The following is a 17,327-nucleotide window of genomic DNA, read 5'->3' on the forward strand; positions in this document are numbered from 1 at the left end:
GTTAAACGTCCACCCGAATACCGTCAAGGTGTTCCATCAAGGCAGCCAGTCGTTCGATGTCGCCCATATCCTTCTTGGACAGGGGCCCGCGCCGCCACGGGGCAAACCGGCTTCGGAACGCTTTCAGCAGATCAGCTATAGGGGCTTTGGGATACCCGGCCCTCATCGCAACCAATGCAAAGTATTCGTCGTCTGGCTGCATTTCTTCAAGGTATATACCCTTCAGAACGGCCGGCCCGGCCGCCAGTTTCTGGTGCGCGAGACGATCCCAATCAAACTTGGGACCGGGATCAAACTTTCGCTCGGGGGCCATGTCCGAATGGGCGATAACGTTCGAGGGCTTGATCCCCAACCGCTCTTGCAGATGTGAAAGCAGGTTTTCCAGCACCGCCATCTGCGGTTCGGAGAAAGGATGATCGCCGCGATTGTCGAGTTCGATCCCGATGGAGCGGGAATTGATGTCGCTGAACCCCCGCCATGCACCTGCACCGGCGTGCCAGGCGCGATCTTCCTCACGGACCATCTGCCAGAGCGTTCCGTCGCAGCCGATCAGATAGTGGGCCGATACCTCGGAGTCCGGGTCGCACAAACGCTCCAGCGCGGCTTGAGCGCCGTTCATCGCGGTGTAGTGAAGCACCACCAGCGACGGCTTCAACCCATCTCGGCGGGGGCCGAAATTGGGGGATGGGTGCCAGATCGGCGAGAGTTCAGTTGCCGACGGCACTGCGGAATGGGCTGGGGTCCCAGCCACAGGCAAATCCGTCGCCATCCGGGTCCAGGCCCTTGCGGTCGCGCTGGGGGCCACCATTGGCCAGGAAATCGATCTGGGCCTGGTCGGGCGATGCGTAGCCCGCGCAATTGCGTTGTGCCTTGGCCTGCAAATTGAACCCGGCTCGGCTATAGAGTTGTGTGCCTACTGGGTTGGTCGTGGTCAGAGCATATTGGACGATATTGGGCTGTCCGTCCGACCCGCGCTGCGGAACTGCTGTCGGCGCGACAACCTCGTATGTCTGACGGTTCTGCTGAATCAGCGCGGCATCATCCTGGATGCTGCGGCTGCTTGAAACCGCTGCGAAATCCTGCTCGTTCGAAATGCCGTTTGAGCTTACAGCCACCGGTGCAGTCGGCTGAGCCGATGTGCTCGCCAATGCCGCCGCAGTCTGGTTGGCAATGTCCGTGGCGCTGTCGCCCGTCGTGAAGGGGGCGGGACCGGCTTCGGCATTCAACTGCTCCTGCGAAATGGCCGGGGGCGGCAGCAGCGGGTTGCCTGCTGCGCCCTGCCCGGCCAGCTGCGCCTCGCGTTCGGCCTGATACTGCGGCGTATTGAAGCCGGAGTCCGTGACTGGTGCCACGGTATCGCAAGCCGCGACGAACCCGAAGGCCGGAATGAGAAGCATTTTGCGCATGGAACTGCTCCGTCCTCGCGTTGTTACCGCTGCCTGAGGGTTACCACCATTTGCCCGGCTTGGCCACAAACCCGGCGGCATTCTCAAGCGCGTAGGCGGTATTCAGAAGGTCACCTTCTTCCCACGGACGACCGATCAGCTGCAGCCCCAGCGGCAAGCCCTGCCCGTCAAGACCGGCGGGAACCGAGATGCCTGGAAGACCCGCGAGGTTGACGGTCACGGTGAACACGTCGTTCAGATACATCTGCACCGGGTCAGCCTCGGTCATTTCGCCCAGACCGAACGCCGCCGAAGGTGTCGCCGGTGTCAGGATCGCATCGACGCCTGCGGCAAAGACATCCTCGAAGTCTTTCTTGATCAGGGTCCGCACCTTGCGCGCGCGGTTGTAATAGGCGTCATAGAAACCGGCTGACAGCACGTAGGTGCCGACCATGACGCGGCGCTGCACCTCGTGGCCAAAGCCTTCGGCGCGGGTCTTTTCATACATCTCGGTGATGCCGTCGCCCTGCGCCAGCTGCGCACGGCGGCCATAGCGCACGCCGTCATAGCGCGCCAGGTTCGACGACGCCTCGGCCGGCGCGATCACGTAATAGGCGGGCAGCGCGTATTTGGTGTGCGGCAGCGAGATGTCGACGATCTCGGCCCCCGCATCACGCAGCATTTCGGCCCCATCGGCCCAGAGCTTTTCGATCTCGGCGGGCATGCCATCCATCCGGTATTCCTTTGGAATGCCGATTTTCTTGCCCTTGATGTCTCCGGTCAGCATGGCCTCAAAATTCGGAACAGCCAATTCTGCGCTGGTCGAGTCCTTCGGGTCGTGCCCGCACATCGCCTCAAGCATGATGGCCGCATCGCGCACGTTCTTGGTCATCGGCCCGGCCTGATCCAGCGAGGACGCAAAGGCCACGATGCCCCAGCGCGAGCAACGGCCATAGGTCGGCTTGATGCCGGTGATTCCGGTAAAGGCGGCGGGCTGCCGGATCGAGCCACCGGTGTCGGTTCCGGTCGCTGCCAGGCACAGATCGGCTGCGACGGCAGACGCCGAGCCACCCGAGGAACCGCCCGGGGTCAGCTGCGCGTCATCATTGCCGCGCCGCCAAGGGTTCACCGCATTGCCATAGACCGAGGTTTCGTTGGACGAACCCATGGCGAACTCGTCCATGTTCAGCTTGCCCAGCATCACCGCGCCCGCATCGGCCAGTTGCTGCGAGACCGTGGATTCGTATTCGGGCTTGAACCCGTCCAGAATCTTGGACGCAGCCTGCGAGGGCACGCCCTTGGTGCAGAACAGATCCTTGATGCCGATCGGAAGGCCACACATGGCAGGCGCGTCGCCCGCCTTGATCCGCTCGTCTGCGGCCTTCGCACGCTCCAGCGCGATTTCCGGGGTCTTGTGTACGAAAGCGTTCAGGACATCGGCTGCGTCAATCGCCTTCAGGCAGGCCTCGGTCAGCTCGACCGAGGTCACATCTCTGTTGCGCAGGGCGTCGCGGGCCTCGGCAAGGCTCAGTTTGTTCAGATCGGACATGTCTTACTCCACCACCTTGGGAACCGCGAAAAAGCCCTCGCGCGCGTCGGGGGCGTTGGACAGGATCTTGTCCTGCATGTTCCCGTCGGTCACCACGTCCTCGCGCCGCTTCAGCCGCATCGGCGTCACCGAGACCATCGGCTCGACCCCTTCGACGTCAACTTCGTTCAGCTGTTCGATGAACCCCAGGATCGTATTGAATTCCGAGGCCAGCGCGGGCAACGCGTCATCCTCGACCTTGATCCGGGCCAGTTTGGCCACCTTGGCGGCGGTGCTTTGGTCAATCGACATGGGAAACCTCATATGCGTTACAGGGGCATTTACCCGTCTGATGCAGCAGTCGCAAGACCACTGAGCCACAGCGATTTGTCCAAAGCCCACGCGGTTGCCGCCAAGCCAAACAATTTTGAATACCCGCTATGCAAAAAAGTGAACGAATTAGTTCACTTTGACGATTGAAGCCGGCGCAAAAAGTTACTTTATGTACTGAACGAAACAGTTCAGTCCGGAGAATAATCATGAAACGCATGTTGATTGCTGTGTCCGTTGTTCTGACAACCGCTGCCGCACCGGCGCTCGCGCTGGGGGTTCCCATGGGCGACCTGACACCGACGCTGACCTTCCCCGATCAGCACCCCTCGGACCAGGTGAGCCAGGAGAAATCTTCGCTCCGCAACTAACCCTACCGCTTCCCTGTTGGATCGGGCCGGTTCTCCCCCCTTTTTCCGCCCCGATCCTGCACCTGCCCTCGTGGCGCCGCCGGCCCTGAATGGGTCGGCGCTTTTTTGTTGAAGCACGGTGCTCTATCGTTCATTCACTCAAGAGTTTCAGGTCAGCATGACCGAATGTCCCGAGGTGCCGTTGCCAAAGCAGGAGATGCCATGACAGAGCGCAAGCAGAAGGTTCTGGATGCAATTGATACGGCCAATTCGGCCGATCCCACCCAGGAAGACGGCCGCCCCGCCGCGCTGCTTTATGGCGAACGGATGAGCGCTGAGTTGGATCGACTGTTCCCCGACGCCTCCGAGCCGTTGCAGATCGCCGCCCGCGGCCAGCATGTCGAGCGCTGGAAGCTGGCCCGCTCGGAATACCCTGAAGGGCGCGCGGGCTATCTGGCCTGGCGCAAGGCCCAGGCCGAGCATCACGCGCAGGTCGTGGCCGAGTTGATGTCCGAGGCCGGTTACGATCAGGCCGAGATCGACGCCGCCCGTCGCATGTTGCGCAAACAGGGCATCAAGCGTGACGACGACGTTCAGGCGCTGGAGGACGTGATCTGCTTTGTCTTTCTGAAATGGTATTTTGCGCCCTTCGCCACGAAACACTCGGACGAAAAGATCCAGCGCATCGTCGAAAAGACCGCCCGCAAGATGTCGGCCGAGGCGCGCCGACGCGTGCTGGACGAGTTCGACCTACCCGAAGACCTAGCCAGCGCCTTCAAGGATTGACGGGTCATGACTGATGACATGCAGCTGTTGATCGACCTGCACCTGCCCAACGACCGGCAAGGCCCCGGCAGCGACGCGGCAACGCAACTGGCGCTGACGCTGGCGGGCGTACAAGCCGATCCCGGACTGAAGATCGCTGATATTGGCTGCGGAACCGGCGCGGCGGCCTTCTGCCTTGCGCGCCATCTCGGCGCATCGGTTACGGCAGTGGATTTCCTGCCGGAGTTTCTGGCCGAGTTAAACAGGCGTGCACAGGACTCGGGTCTGGCGGCCCGGGTTCAGACGCTTGAGGCGTCGATGGAGGACCTGCCCTTCGACGATGCCAGCCTTGACGTGATCTGGTCGGAAGGCGCGATCTACAACATGGGGTTCGAGAACGGTTTGAAAGCCTGGCGTCGGTTCCTGAGACCCGGCGGGGTCCTGGCAGTGTCCGAGCTGACCTGGCTGACCGATCGACGCCCCGAACCGCTGACAAGGCACTGGGATGAGGCCTATCCCGAAGTTGCAACCGCCGGAGAGAAGATCCGCCAGATCGAGACCGCTGGCTATGAACCAGTCGGCTATTTCCCGCTGGGCACCGACTGCTGGATGGAGAACTACTACCTCCCCCTTCAACGCAGCTTCCCTGCCTTCCTTCACAGGCATGGCAATTCCGAGCAGGCCAAAGCCATTGTCGATGCCGAACAGGCCGAGATCGCTTTGTATGAAACCTATTCCGACTATGTCAGCTATGGGTTCTACGTGGCACGGCGTCTGCCGGACTGACCGAATCCGTCATGGCCCGGCGGTAAACCTCGATCATCCAGCCCAGCATGGTGGCGTTCAGGATGTGCCACATGAAATGCGTTCCCATCGGGATGCGGGCGCAAAGCGGAGCATCGAGCGCACGGAAGGTGATCGACGCGATCAGGATCGCAGCCCCGACCGCCAGGCCCCGGGCCAATTGCGGCCTGCGCACGCGAAAAAGATACGCATAGATCAGGATCAACAACGGCACCGGAGCATATGCGGACGACCCGCCCAGCCCGGGAACCAGTTGAAACAGCGGAATGGTTAACGCCGCATAGGGAATGAACAAGGCCGTCAGCCCCACCGCCTTCGGCGTGGATAGCCGCCAGATGTCCCGGTTCACAGCGAAGATATAGACAAGGATGAACAGCAGAATCGGCGTCGTATCCGCCAGCGCGGCCCAGACCTGCGCATGGGTATGAAACAGATAGCTGCCAATGCCAATCACCGCCAGAATGGCGACCAGCAGGTTGGCCAAGGGCAGACCCTGCCCCCGCACCCGCCGCCACATCACCCATGCCGCCAGCAGAAAGGCCGCGTTGGTCACGGCGTTTACGGGTTCGGCCCAATAGGCCGGCGACAGGCGCTCGCAATAGCCGTCGATTTCTCGCATCCAGTCCATGGATTTTTACATAGCCGATGCTAGGCTGGCCCTGAACCGGTTTCAGGAGGGTCTTTCATGAAAATCATCTGGTTGGGGCATGGCAGCTTTCGAATTCACGCGGCGGGACAGGTCCTGCTGATCGACCCCTGGCTGAGCGGCAACCCGATGCTGCCCGAGGATCAGCACGACGCGGCCGCCCAAGGCGCCACGCATATCCTGTTGACCCACGCGCATTTCGACCACGTCGCCGACGTTCTGCCGTTGGCCAAACGCCTGAACATTCCCGTCGTGGGCCAATACGACGTCATGGCGCATTGGGCCGAGGCCGAAGGGATCGAGACCATCGGCTTTAACAAGGGCGGCCGGGTCGACCTGAACGGGGTCAAGGTCGACATGGTGCCGGCCTCGCACAGCTCGACCTTCGCCACACCCGATGGCCCTCGCACCGGTGGGTCCGAGGTGGGGTTCATCCTGTCGGCCGATGGTCACACGGTCTATGTCTCGGGCGACACCACGATCATGGCCGACATGGAGTGGATCGGCGACTATTACAAACCCGATATCGGCGTTTTGTCGGCGGGCGGCTATTTCACGATGGACATGAAAGCCGCCGCCTATGCCGCCCGGCGGTATTTTGACTTCAAGACGGTGATCCCCTGCCACTACCGGACTTTTCCGATCCTGGAACAATCCGCCAAAGACCTGGCGGATGGGCTGCCGGGCGTGACCGTCATCGAACCCGAGGTCCTGCAGGAGATCGAGCTTTGACACCCGCGCTGGCCTTCTCGGCGGAAGAATACGCGGCGCGGCTGGCCAAGACCCGGTCCGCGATGGCCCAGCGGGGTGTCGAGACCCTGCTGGTTGCGGACCCGTCGAACATGGCCTGGCTGACGGGCTATGACGGCTGGAGCTTCTACGTCCCGCAGATGGTGATCGTCCCCCGCGACGGCGCGCCCTTGTGGTGGGGCCGGACGCAGGACAAGCCCGGCGCGGCGCAGACCACCTGGCTGGACCCCGCCGACCTGTTCGACTGGCCCGAGGAACATGTGCAGCACCCCGACCATCACCCGGTCGAGTCGCTGGCATCGCTGCTGCGCACGCGCGGCTGGACGACCCATCTGGGTGTCGAGCTGGACAATTATTACTACTCGGCCGCCAGCCACCGGATCCTTGAGACCGCGTTCGGCCGCGATGCGCTGGTCGACGCGACCGGGTTGGTGAACTGGCAGCGCGCGGTCAAAAGCGAGGCCGAGATCGCCTTGATGCGCAAGGCCGGTCAGTTGACCGCACACATGCACGCAGTGCTGCGCGACGGGTTCCGCGCCGGGGTTCACAAAAACGTGCTCGTGGCCGAGGTTCAGGCGGCGGGCATCGCCGGGCTGCCGGGGCTTGCGGGCGACTATCCCGCGATTGCGCCAATCGCGCCCTCGGGGGCCGAGGCCTCGGCCTCGCACATCACCTGGAACGACCGTCCGCTGACACCGGGCGAGGCGACCTATTTCGAGATCTCGGGCTGCCACCGCCGTTATCACTGCCCGGCCAGCCGCAGCCTGTTTCTGGGTGACCCACCCACCGATATCCGGCGCGCGGAAACCGCGATCCTGACCGCGATTGAGGACACGCTGGCCGCCGCCCGCCCCGGCGCCACCTGCGAAGAAATCGCCGCCTGCGTCTATGACAGCTTTGCCCGGGCCGGCTATGTCAAAGGCAATCGCACGGGCTATCCGGTGGGCCTGAGCTATCCGCCCGATTGGGGCGAGCGCACCATGAGCCTGCGCCCCGGCGACAGCACCGTTCTGCAGGACAACATGACCTTTCACCTGATGCCGGGCCTGTGGACGCCGGATTGGGGGCTGGCCATCACCGAAACCTTCGTGGTCACGCCGACGGGCGGGCAACCCTTGGCGGACATACCCCGCGAACTGGTCGTGAAACCGGCCTGAGCGCGCCTCAGCCCTTGGATCCGCCGCCACCGCGCTGCGCGGCAAAGAAATCGCGCAACAACCGGACGCAGTCCTCGGCCGCCATGCCGTCATAGACCTCCGGCCTGTGATGGGCCTGAGGGTGCGAGAACACCCGCGCCCCATGCGCCACGCCGCCCGATTTCGGATCGGCGGCCCCGTAGTAGACCCGCCGGATTCGCGCCGCCGCCAGCGCCGCGGCGCACATGGCGCAGGGCTCCAGCGTGACATACAGGTCATGCCCCGTCAGCCGCTCGGACCCGACGGCCCGGCAGGCGGCGCGCAGGGCCAGGATCTCGGCATGCGCGGTCGGGTCATGCAACTCACGCGTACGGTTGCCGTCTGCCGCGATGATCCGCCCATCGGGCGCCACGATCACCGCGCCCACCGGAACCTCGCCCCGATCACCTGCCGCGCGCGCCTGTTCCAGCGCCTTGTCCATATGCGTTCTGAAGACCATGCCCCTGACTGCCCCAGAAACCCACCTTTCGCAAGGCGCGCCGATGCGCTATGCGCAGGGCATGAGCAACACCCCTCCTCCTGGCGACCGGATCGCCAAAGTGCTGGCCCGCGCCGGCATCGCCTCGCGCCGTGAGGCCGAACGCATGATCGAAGCCGGCCGCGTAACCGTGAACGGCAAGACCATCGACAGCCCGGCGCTGAACGTCACGCCCAGCGACAAGATCACCGTCGACGGCAAGCCCGTGGCCGAGCCCGAACCCGCGCGTCTGTGGCTGTATCACAAGCCAACCGGCCTTGTGACCACGAACCGCGACGAAAAAGGCCGCCCCACGATCTTCGACAACCTGCCCGAGGACATGCCCCGCGTCATGAGCGTCGGCCGGCTGGACCTGAATTCCGAGGGCCTGCTGCTGCTGACCAATGACGGGGGCATCAAGCGCAAGCTTGAATTGCCCTCGACCGGCTGGCTTCGCAAATACCGGGTGCGGATCAACGGCCGCCCCAAGGACGAGGATTTCGCCCCCCTGCGCCAGGGCCTTGTGATCGAGGGCGAAAGGTTCCAGCCCATGACCGTGTCGCTGGACCGCCAGCAAGGTGCGAATGCATGGCTGACGATCGGACTGCGCGAGGGCAAGAACCGGGAAATCCGCCGCGCGATCGAAGACATCGGCTTTACCGTGAACCGGCTGTTGCGCGTGTCCTACGGGCCGTTCCAGCTGGGCGATCTCAAACCCGGCGAGGTCGAGGAAATCCGCCGCCGCGTTCTGCGCGACCAGCTGGGCCTGGAACCCGAAACCCCACCGGCTGTTGCGAAACGCCCAAGCCGCCCTCAAAGATCCCGCAGGCCGGTCGGCAAGAAATCACGCAATTGACGCGGGTTATCGAACCTTCCCCCTAGCGCCAAGCCCCTTGATCCCCTAGGTTTTCAAGGGGACAACCGCAGTTGGAGGACGTCATGTCCGGGACCGGAGTGCAAAAAATGGCCTACGCGGCCCTGCTGGTGCTGTTGTTCGGCGTCTGCACCGGTTGGCTTGGAGGGCTCTGACGCCATGGCCAAGCGATACGGCGGAAAGTTCAGCCCCGACGGCCAGTCTGACGCCGACGCGCCCGCCCCACGCGGGCAATACGATGGGGCCCGGGTAAACCCGGTCGGCGCACGCGCCAATGTCATGTTCGTTCCGGCGATCCCGCTGGTCTTTCTGTCGCTGAACGACGGCGCGATCGGGATGACCCTTGGATTGGTCGCCGCCGGCATTCTGACCGCTGCAGCTTTTCTGCTGCGCGAAGGGCTGAAGGCCGAGGATGCTTACAACGCGCGCCGCACCGCGCGCCGCCCAGCCTTTCCACGCAAGATCTTCTCATCCGTTTTGACCGGGCTGGGGGTGGGTCTGGCCGCCTATCGCAATGACTATCTGGATGCCGAGGCCGCCAGCCAGGTCAGCCTGCTGGCGCCGGTCTTGTTCGGCGGCGTGGCCACAGTGCTGCATTCCGTCGCCTTCGGCCTCGACCCGATGAAGAACAAGGGCATGGAGGGTGTGGACACCTATCAACAGGACCGGGTCGCCCGCGTAGTCGAAGATGCCGAAGCGCATCTGAACCAAATGACGGATGCCATCAAACGGGCCGGCGACCGCAGGATCGAAGCCCGGGTCGAGCGGTTCCAAACTACCGCCCGCGACCTGTTCCGTACGGTCGAGGAAGACCCGCGCGATCTGGCCGGTGCCCGCAAATACCTGACCGTCTATCTGCAGGGCGCCCGCGATGCGACGATCAAGTTTGCCGATGTCTATGCGCGCACCCGCGACCCTCAGGCTCTGTCAGATTACTCGGCGCTGCTGGACGACCTCGAGCAGAATTTTTCGGCCCGCACCCGAAAGATGCTATTGGATGACCGCAGTGATCTGACGGTCGAAATCGACGTGCTGCGCGAAAGGCTGCAGCGCGAAGGCGTCCGGCTCGACTGACCGGCCAAACCAAGAACAGGGAAGCTTCTCATGTCTGACGAAATCAAGAAAAAGGCGGCCGAGGCCGAAACGCTGGTTCAGGAAGTTGCAGCCGTCTCATTGCCCGAGCCGAGTTCCGAGATCGTGCCACTGGAAGAAGCCGACGAACCGGTGGGTGCCGAAATCCGCAAGCGCATGTCTGAAATCGACATGGGCGACACCAACTCGATCGTTGCTTTTGGATCGGCTGCGCAGGCCGAGCTGCAGGAAATCAGCCAGGCCATGCTGGCTGACGTGCGCAACAAGGACGTCGGCCCCGCCGGTGACAGCCTGCGCGACATCGTCACCACGATCCGCGGCTTTTCCGTGTCTGAACTGGACGTGCGCCGCGAGCGCAGCTGGTGGGAGAAACTGCTGGGCCGCGCCGCACCTTTCGCCAAGTTCACTGCGCGCTACGAAGAGGTTCAGGATCAGATCGACCGGATCACCGACAACCTTCTGTCGCACGAGCACACGCTGCTGAAGGACATCAAGTCGCTGGACCTGCTGTATGAAAAGACGCTGGATTTCTATGATGAACTGGCGTTGTACATCGCCGCCGGTGAAGAGAAGCTGACCGAACTTGACAGCCATGACATCCCCGAGAAAGAGGCCGAGGTGCAGGCCGCCCCGGAAGATCAGCAGGTGATGAAGGCGCAGGAACTGCGCGACCTGCGGGCGGCCCGCGACGATCTGGAACGCCGGGTGCATGACCTGAAGCTGACGCGGCAGGTGACGATGCAATCGCTGCCCTCGATCCGGCTGGTTCAGGAAAACGACAAGTCGCTGGTGACCAAGATCAACTCGACCTTGGTCAACACCGTGCCACTTTGGGAAACCCAGCTGGCACAGGCGGTCACCATCCAGCGCAGCGCCGAGGCCGCTGCCGCCGTGCGCGACGCCAACGATCTGACGAACGAGCTGCTGACCTCGAACGCCGCTAACCTGCGCCAGTCGAACAAGATGATCCGCGAGGAAATGGAGCGCGGGGTGTTCGACATCGAAGCCGTCAAGAAGGCCAACGAGGATCTGATCGGCACGATCAATGAAAGCCTCGCCATCGCTGACGAAGGCAAGGCGAAACGGGCCGCCGCAGAAGAAGAGCTGAAGAAGATGGAAGCCGAGCTGCGGGACACCTTGGCTTCGGCCAAGGCCCGGAAAGACGGGCTGGGCGACACGGCCGGAACCGCCGTTCCGGGCTAAGGAGAGATCGCAGGTGCGGCTTCGAAGATTTCTAGGGCACGGGTTGGGAGCAGCTGCTTTGCTGATCTTGGCCAATTGCGATGACGCGCTCGAGTCCTCGATTGCCCCGCAGGCGCGCCCGTCCCAGCCGCAGTTGGCCAATGCTTATGTCGAACCTTCGGCGGCAAGCCGGGATCTGGCGCGTTATTATCAGCGCGTCGAGCGCGACCTGTTGACCCGTGGCCTGATGCGTACAGACGGTGGCGGGCCGGACACCCCGTTTGATGCGGATGATTTGGCGCGGAATTTCGAAGCCATCGCGTTCTACAGCGAGTATCCCGGCGCCGCCGTATCCGGCAGCAGCCAACGCACCAGCGGAAGGCTAAGCCGCTGGTCTGGCCCGGTCCGAATACAGGCAGAGTTCGGGCCGTCAGTACCACTAGACCAACGCGCGGCCGACAAGGCACAGATCCGGGCCTATACCGAACGCATGTCGTCCTTGACTGGCCACCCGATCGCGACCGCAACCAGAAACGCGAACTTCCATGTCTTCGTCGCCGGCGATGACGATACGGAATTCGTGCAAACGCGACTGCGCCAGTTGTTTCCCAGTATCGGACAGGCTCAGTTGAACCTGTTTCAGGATTTACCGCGCTCGTTCTATTGCTTTGTCTTTGCCTCGGCGTCGAACGGGGCACCGAACACCTACACTGGTGCGGTTGCGTTGGTGCGGGCCGAGCACCCTGACTTGATGCGGCTGAGCTGCATCCACGAGGAAATCGCCCAAGGGCTGGGCTTGCCCAATGACAGCCCCCGGGCACGACCGTCGATCTTCAACGATGATGACGAATTCGCCCTGCTGACCAGCCATGACGAAAAGCTGCTGACGATGTTGTATGATCCGCGCCTGAAACCCGGCATGACCGCGCAGGAGGCCGCGCCGGTGGTGCGGATCATCGCCCGTGAATTGATGGGGCAGTCGCTCTGACCCCTTTGACAGGAGAACCCAGATGGGAATTTTTGATTTTCTGACCGGAGAATTCATTGATGTCATTCATTGGGTGGACGACACCCGCGACACGATGGTCTGGCGGTTCGAGCGCGAAGGCCACGAGATCAAGTATGGCGCCAAGCTGACCGTGCGCGAGGGCCAGGCGGCGGTGTTCGTACACGAGGGCCAGCTGGCCGACGTGTTCACGCCCGGCCTCTACATGCTTGAGACCAACAACATGCCGATCATGACGACGCTGCAGCACTGGGATCACGGATTCCAATCGCCGTTCAAGTCCGAGATCTATTTCGTCAACACGACCCGGTTCAACGACCTGAAATGGGGCACCAAGAACCCGATCATGCTGCGCGACCCGGAATTCGGCCCGACCCGGATCCGCGCCTATGGCACCTACACGATCCGGGTCAAGGACCCGGCCCGTTTCCTGGTCGAGATCGTGGGTACCGATGGCGAATTCACCATGGACGAGATCAGCTTTCAGATCCGCAACATCATCGTGCAGGAATTCAGCCGGGTCATCGCAGGCTCGGGCATTCCGGTTCTGGACATGGCCGCCAACACCGCCGATCTGGGCAAGCTGATCGCGGCCGAGGTCTCGCCCGTGCTGGACGGCTACGGCCTCGAGATACCGGAATTCTACATCGAGAACATCTCGCTGCCGCCGGCGGTCGAGGCGGCGCTGGACAAGCGTACCTCGATGGGGCTGGCGGGGGATCTGGGCAAATTCACCCAGTATTCGGCGGCCGAGGCGATGACGGCGGCCGCCAGCAACCCGAACGGAGGCGGTGGCATGGGTGCTGGCCTTGGTATGGGCATGGGAATGGCGATGGCGAACCAGATGTCGAACATGGCAACGGGTCGGCCGTCAGGCCCGTGGGGCGCGCCCGCGCCCGCTGCCCCGCAAGCGGCCGCGCATTTGGCCCCTCCGCCTCCACCCCCGGTCGAGCATGTCTGGCATATCGCGGTGGACGGACAGACCAGCGGCCCGTTCTCGAAGGCCAAGATGGGGCGCATGGCCAGCGACGGAGAAATTACGCGGGACACTTTCGTGTGGACGCCCGGTCAGGACGGATGGAAGAAAGCGGGCGAGGTGCAGGAACTCGCGCAGCTGTTCACGATTCTGCCGCCTCCGCCGCCCGGGGCGTGAGGCATCGGCATGTCCGCATTGCGGAAACGCTCGAAGACAGGCGGGCGCAAAGCGCCGCAGCCGCCACAATTCATCTGCCCGTGCTGCGGGTATGTCACCCTGGCCGAGCGCGGGGCCTATCTGATCTGCGCGATCTGCTTTTGGGAGGACGAGGACATTCTGTACGACAAGAACCCCCGCGAGCCCTCTGCCGCCAACCACGGCCTGACACTGGCCGAGGCGCGCGAGAATTTCAGGGCAATCGGTGCCTGCGAGGCCGCGATGCTGCCGCATGTCCTGCCCGAGGAGCAGCGCGCAGCCTATCTTCACGTTCCCCTCGACAAGTGACCACCTATGATCCAGCCCATTGCCCCGCCACCCGGTTCTGCGGAACACCGTTTTCCATGTGACAATTGCGGCGCGGACTATCGGTTCGACCCGCAATCCGGCGCGCTGACCTGTGACCATTGCGGCCATTCCGAACCGATCGGGGCTGGCCCCTGGGGCGGCGCCAGCCTGCGCGAACTGGACTTCGACGCGGCCATCGCCGACCGCCTGCCCGACAGCGAGATCGAAGAGACGCGGGTTCTGACCTGCCCCAACTGCGCGGCCCAAGTCGAGTTCGACCCCAACACCCACGCCGCGGAATGCCCGTTCTGCGCCACCCCGGTCGTGACCGATACCGGCGTGAACCGGCACATCAAGCCGCGCGGCGTACTGCCCTTTGCGCTGGACGAACGCGCCGCACACAAGGCCATGAGTGACTGGCTGGGGCGGCTGTGGTTCGCGCCGAACGGACTCAAGGACTATGCCCGCAAGGGCCGTAGGATGCAGGGCATCTATGTGCCCTATTGGACGTTCGACGCCGACACAAAATCGGCCTATCGCGGCGAACGGGGCGTGGTGTATTACGAAACCCGGACGGTGATGCGTGACGGCAAGCGGGTGCAGCAGCAGGTGCCCAAGGTGCGCTGGACACCGAAATCCGGCCGGGTGGCCCGGTTTTTCGACGACGTGCTGGTGCTGGCCTCGCAATCGCTACCCAAATCATACACCGACGCGCTGCAACCCTGGGACCTGCCCGCGCTCGAGCCCTATCAGCCCGAATACCTGGCCGGGTTCCGGGCCGAGGCCTATACGGTCGATCTGCAGCAAGGCTATCAGGAGGCCCGCGGCCACATGGCCCGCGTGATCGAGCGTGACGTCCGCTTTGACATCGGCGGTGATCGGCAGCGCATCCATTCGATCGACACCGACATCCGCGACGTGACCTTCAAGCACATCCTGCTGCCGGTCTGGATGGCCGCGTACAAGTATCGCGGCCAGACCTATCGCTTTGTCGTCAACGGCCGCACCGGTCAGGTGCAGGGCGAACGGCCCTGGTCGGCGATCAAGATCACGATTGCGGTGGTGCTGGGCCTGCTGGCGGCGGCCGGCATCGGGTATCTGGTGGCGACCGGACAGCAATGACCGCTGGGTTCCGTCGCCGAAAACTCTGCCGCGGAACCCCTTGAACATCCCCGGCTTCTCACCCATCCTGCCGCCGGCTGCCCCGGAGGAGAGGACGACGTGACCCTGGCCGATCTGAACACGCTTCTGACTGCGCGCCATTCCTGCCGCGCCTTCCGGCCCGATCCGGTGCCGCGGGGTGACATCGAACAGATCCTGACCAGCGCCGCCAGAGTGCCCAGCTGGTGCAACGCGCAGCCCTGGCAGGTGGTCGTGACCGGTGGTGCAGAAACCGATGCATTCCGCAGCGCCTTGCGGGCCGAAGCCGAGACCGGCCAGGCGCAGCCCGACCTGCCTTCTCCGACCGGCTATTCCGGCATCTATCAGGACCGGCGCCGCGCCTGCGGATGGGCCCTGTACGAGGCAGTCGGCGTTGAGAAGGGTGACCGCGCCGGGTCGGCCCGGCAGATGATGGAAAACTTCAACCTGTTCGGCGCCCCGCATTGCGCCATCCTGTCCAGCCCGGCGGAACTCGGTCCCTATGGCGCGATGGATTGCGGCGGGTTTGTCACGGCTTTCACCTTGGCGGCACAGGCCTTGGGCATCGCCACGATCCCGCAGGCGGCGGTGGCCGCCTATGGGCCGTTCCTGCACCGCTATTTCAACATCCCCGATGACCGGCTGATCCTGTGCGCGATTTCCTTCGGCTATCCGGATGCCGATCATCCGGCCAACCAATTCCGGACCGAGCGCGCCACGCTGGACGAATTCGTCACCTGGCGCGGGGCTTCGACCGAGTAAGCGAACTTTGAGAAAAACATCGACATGCGCGCATTGATACAAAGAGTGTCCGAGGCATCGGTCTCGGTCGAGGAGCAAGTCATAGGCCAGTGCGGGCCGGGGCTGCTGGTGCTGGTCTGCGCCATGCAGGGCGACGACGAGACCCGGGCCGAGCAACTGGCGGCCAAGATTGCCAAGCTGCGGATCTTCAAGGATGACGCGGGCAAGATGAACCGGTCGGTGCTGGATATCGGCGGCTCAGCCCTAGTGGTCAGCCAGTTCACGCTGGCCGCTGACACGTCGCGCGGGAACCGGCCCGGATTTGCGGCGGCGGCCGATCCGGCAACCGGTGAACGCCTGTACGAACATTTTGCCCGCGCGCTGGCCGCGCTTGGCGTTCCGACCGAAACCGGGTCTTTCGGTGCGGATATGGCGGTGTCCCTGATCAATGACGGCCCGGTCACGATCTGGATGGACATGTGATGACGATGCAGGATCAGGCGATCGCGATCTGGAAGGCGGGCGTTGCCGCCGTTGACGGCTATGGCGCGGTCAAGGCGGCGCTGTCCGATGTTCCGCGCCCCGATCAGATTCTGGCGGTGGGCAAGGCCGCGGCAGCGATGATAAACGCGGCGCAGGACCATTTCGGCAAAACACCGGGCATTGTGGTCACGAAAGACGGCCATGCCGTAGGGCTGCCGTCGCATCTGCAGGTCATCGAAGCCTCTCACCCCGTGCCCGATGCCCGCAGCCTGAAGGGCGGTCAGGCTCTGCGCGCGGCGGTTCAGGCCATGGAGCCCGGCACACATCTGTTGCTGCTGGTCTCGGGCGGTGCGTCCTCGCTGGCTGAGGATCTTGTGCCGGGGGCCACCCTCGAAGATCTGGCGCGGCTGAACGCGCAGCTGCTGTCCGAGGGGCTGGACATCACCGCCATGAACGCCCGCCGGCGCGAGATGTCGCGGATCAAGGGCGGCGGTCTGCTGGCCGGTTTCGGCGGAGCACGCGCGACGGTCCTGGCCATCTCGGACGTGCCGGGGGACGATATCGGCGTCATCGGATCGGGCATCGGCGCCTTGCCCGAAGCCCCTCAATTCGAATCGAGTGTCGAGATCATTGCCTCGAACGCCCATGCGCGCCGCGCCGCAGCCAACGCAGCACGTGCCGCCGGAAAGGAAATTCTTGCCGAGGAAGAGGCCCTGCACGACGACTATCTGTCCGTCGCCGCAGATATCGCCGCGCGGCTGCGTCAGATGCCGCCGGGCGCGATGATCTTTGGCGGAGAGCCGACCGTTGTCCTGCCCGAAAACCCGGGCCGAGGCGGACGCAACCAGGCGCTGGCCCTGGCGCTGGCGCGCGAGATTCAGGGATGCGAGGGGCTGTGTGTCGTGGTCGGCGGAACCGACGGCACCGACGGGCCGACCGATGCGGCCGGCGGTGTCGTGACCGGCGCGACATGGGCCGATGGGGCGGACCAAGCCTTGCGCGATGCCGATGCGGGGTCGTTCCTTGAGCGTGTTGGTGCTCTGCTGGTGACCGGCCCCACGGGAACCAATGTCATGGATCTGCTTGTCGCAACGAAGGAATGAATTGACGCTTTTCCT

At 63.7% G+C, this 17,327-nt stretch carries 20 protein-coding genes and 1 pseudogene; 15 read left to right on the forward strand and 6 right to left on the reverse strand.

Features of this window, described 5'->3' with window-relative positions; all coding sequences use genetic code 11:
- Position 1 precedes the first annotated feature (1 nt).
- The 4 genes from ACR0NY_RS08845 to gatC are packed head-to-tail and all read right to left on the reverse strand — an operon-like array spanning position 2 to position 3,225.
- The gene (locus ACR0NY_RS08845) at positions 2-751 is read right to left on the reverse strand and encodes an N-acetylmuramoyl-L-alanine amidase (protein WP_367646336.1); all 750 of its coding nucleotides are present in this window, start codon (positions 749-751) and stop codon (positions 2-4) included.
- A complete protein-coding gene (locus tag ACR0NY_RS08850) occupies positions 708-1,406 on the reverse strand; it encodes a hypothetical protein (RefSeq protein WP_093964748.1) in 699 nt (232 codons plus the stop codon). Before ACR0NY_RS08850 ends, ACR0NY_RS08845 begins: the two co-directional genes overlap by 44 nt.
- Before the next feature lie 40 nt (positions 1,407-1,446).
- Positions 1,447-2,934 (reverse strand): Asp-tRNA(Asn)/Glu-tRNA(Gln) amidotransferase subunit GatA, encoded by a 1,488-nt coding sequence (gene gatA / locus ACR0NY_RS08855; RefSeq protein ID WP_170368065.1) that lies wholly within the window; start codon positions 2,932-2,934, stop codon positions 1,447-1,449.
- A gap of 3 nt (positions 2,935-2,937) precedes the next feature.
- The gene (gatC, locus tag ACR0NY_RS08860) at positions 2,938-3,225 is read right to left on the reverse strand and encodes an Asp-tRNA(Asn)/Glu-tRNA(Gln) amidotransferase subunit GatC (RefSeq protein ID WP_005981734.1); all 288 of its coding nucleotides are present in this window, start codon (positions 3,223-3,225) and stop codon (positions 2,938-2,940) included.
- Between the two features lie 227 nt (positions 3,226-3,452).
- Between gatC and ACR0NY_RS08865 the strand changes: the two genes are divergently transcribed.
- From ACR0NY_RS08865 to ACR0NY_RS08875, 3 genes are all read left to right on the forward strand, one after another.
- Positions 3,453-3,614: a hypothetical protein gene (locus ACR0NY_RS08865; RefSeq protein ID WP_170340142.1), complete on the forward strand. Its 162-nt coding sequence runs from the start codon at positions 3,453-3,455 to the stop codon at positions 3,612-3,614.
- A 201-nt stretch (positions 3,615-3,815) separates the two neighbouring features.
- Complete coding sequence (locus ACR0NY_RS08870) at positions 3,816-4,379, forward strand: DUF4202 domain-containing protein (RefSeq protein WP_170357207.1); 564 nt, start codon at positions 3,816-3,818, stop codon at positions 4,377-4,379.
- A 6-nt stretch (positions 4,380-4,385) separates the two neighbouring features.
- The gene (locus tag ACR0NY_RS08875) at positions 4,386-5,144 is read left to right on the forward strand and encodes a class I SAM-dependent methyltransferase (protein ID WP_170368063.1); all 759 of its coding nucleotides are present in this window, start codon (positions 4,386-4,388) and stop codon (positions 5,142-5,144) included.
- On the opposite strand, the gene ACR0NY_RS08880 is transcribed toward ACR0NY_RS08875, so the two are convergent.
- Positions 5,104-5,790, reverse strand: a complete 687-nt coding sequence (locus ACR0NY_RS08880) for a ceramidase domain-containing protein (RefSeq protein ID WP_170368061.1) — start codon at positions 5,788-5,790, stop codon at positions 5,104-5,106. The two genes, ACR0NY_RS08875 and ACR0NY_RS08880, sit on opposite strands and share 41 nt — an antisense overlap.
- A 57-nt stretch (positions 5,791-5,847) precedes the next feature.
- On the opposite strand from ACR0NY_RS08880, the gene ACR0NY_RS08885 reads away from it, so the two are divergent.
- Positions 5,848-6,540, forward strand: coding sequence for a metal-dependent hydrolase (locus ACR0NY_RS08885; protein ID WP_170340134.1), 693 nt, complete (start codon positions 5,848-5,850; stop codon positions 6,538-6,540).
- Positions 6,537-7,715, forward strand: a complete 1,179-nt coding sequence (locus ACR0NY_RS08890; RefSeq protein WP_170368059.1) for a M24 family metallopeptidase — start codon at positions 6,537-6,539, stop codon at positions 7,713-7,715. The genes ACR0NY_RS08885 and ACR0NY_RS08890 overlap by 4 nt, the downstream gene beginning before the upstream one ends.
- Before the next feature lie 7 nt (positions 7,716-7,722).
- On the opposite strand, the gene ACR0NY_RS08895 is transcribed toward ACR0NY_RS08890, so the two are convergent.
- Positions 7,723-8,193 carry a nucleoside deaminase gene (locus ACR0NY_RS08895; RefSeq protein WP_170340130.1) on the reverse strand — a complete coding sequence of 157 codons (471 nt, stop codon included), beginning with the start codon at positions 8,191-8,193 and terminating at the stop codon, positions 7,723-7,725.
- Positions 8,194-8,254: 61 nt separating this feature from the next.
- On the opposite strand from ACR0NY_RS08895, the pseudogene ACR0NY_RS08900 reads away from it, so the two are divergent.
- The 10 genes and pseudogenes from ACR0NY_RS08900 to ACR0NY_RS08945 all read left to right on the forward strand — a co-directional run.
- A pseudogene (locus tag ACR0NY_RS08900) lies at positions 8,255-9,052 on the forward strand (pseudouridine synthase); the annotation flags it as partial.
- 192 nt (positions 9,053-9,244) lie between these two features.
- The gene (locus ACR0NY_RS08905) at positions 9,245-10,159 is read left to right on the forward strand and encodes a 5-bromo-4-chloroindolyl phosphate hydrolysis family protein (RefSeq protein ID WP_170368055.1); all 915 of its coding nucleotides are present in this window, start codon (positions 9,245-9,247) and stop codon (positions 10,157-10,159) included.
- 30 nt (positions 10,160-10,189) lie between these two features.
- Complete coding sequence (locus ACR0NY_RS08910) at positions 10,190-11,380, forward strand: toxic anion resistance protein (protein WP_170340124.1); 1,191 nt, start codon at positions 10,190-10,192, stop codon at positions 11,378-11,380.
- A gap of 13 nt (positions 11,381-11,393) precedes the next feature.
- On the forward strand, positions 11,394-12,347 hold the full coding sequence (locus tag ACR0NY_RS08915) for a DUF2927 domain-containing protein (protein ID WP_170368053.1): 954 nt from the start codon (positions 11,394-11,396) through the stop codon (positions 12,345-12,347).
- 22 nt (positions 12,348-12,369) lie between these two features.
- Complete coding sequence (locus tag ACR0NY_RS08920; protein ID WP_170368051.1) at positions 12,370-13,518, forward strand: SPFH domain-containing protein; 1,149 nt, start codon at positions 12,370-12,372, stop codon at positions 13,516-13,518.
- Positions 13,519-13,527: 9 nt separating this feature from the next.
- Positions 13,528-13,845, forward strand: a complete 318-nt coding sequence (locus ACR0NY_RS08925; RefSeq protein ID WP_170340118.1) for a CPCC family cysteine-rich protein — start codon at positions 13,528-13,530, stop codon at positions 13,843-13,845.
- 6 nt (positions 13,846-13,851) lie between these two features.
- Positions 13,852-14,967 (forward strand): TFIIB-type zinc ribbon-containing protein, encoded by a 1,116-nt coding sequence (locus tag ACR0NY_RS08930; RefSeq protein WP_170340116.1) that lies wholly within the window; start codon positions 13,852-13,854, stop codon positions 14,965-14,967.
- 99 nt (positions 14,968-15,066) lie between these two features.
- Positions 15,067-15,747: a nitroreductase gene (locus tag ACR0NY_RS08935; RefSeq protein ID WP_170340114.1), complete on the forward strand. Its 681-nt coding sequence runs from the start codon at positions 15,067-15,069 to the stop codon at positions 15,745-15,747.
- A 24-nt stretch (positions 15,748-15,771) separates the two neighbouring features.
- A complete protein-coding gene (dtd, locus tag ACR0NY_RS08940; protein WP_170340112.1) occupies positions 15,772-16,209 on the forward strand; it encodes a D-aminoacyl-tRNA deacylase in 438 nt (145 codons plus the stop codon).
- Complete coding sequence (locus tag ACR0NY_RS08945) at positions 16,209-17,312, forward strand: DUF4147 domain-containing protein (RefSeq protein WP_170368049.1); 1,104 nt, start codon at positions 16,209-16,211, stop codon at positions 17,310-17,312. Before dtd ends, ACR0NY_RS08945 begins: the two co-directional genes overlap by 1 nt.
- Positions 17,313-17,327: the final 15 nt, after the last annotated feature.

It is taken from the genome of Ruegeria sp. BJ5, from assembly GCF_056537865.1.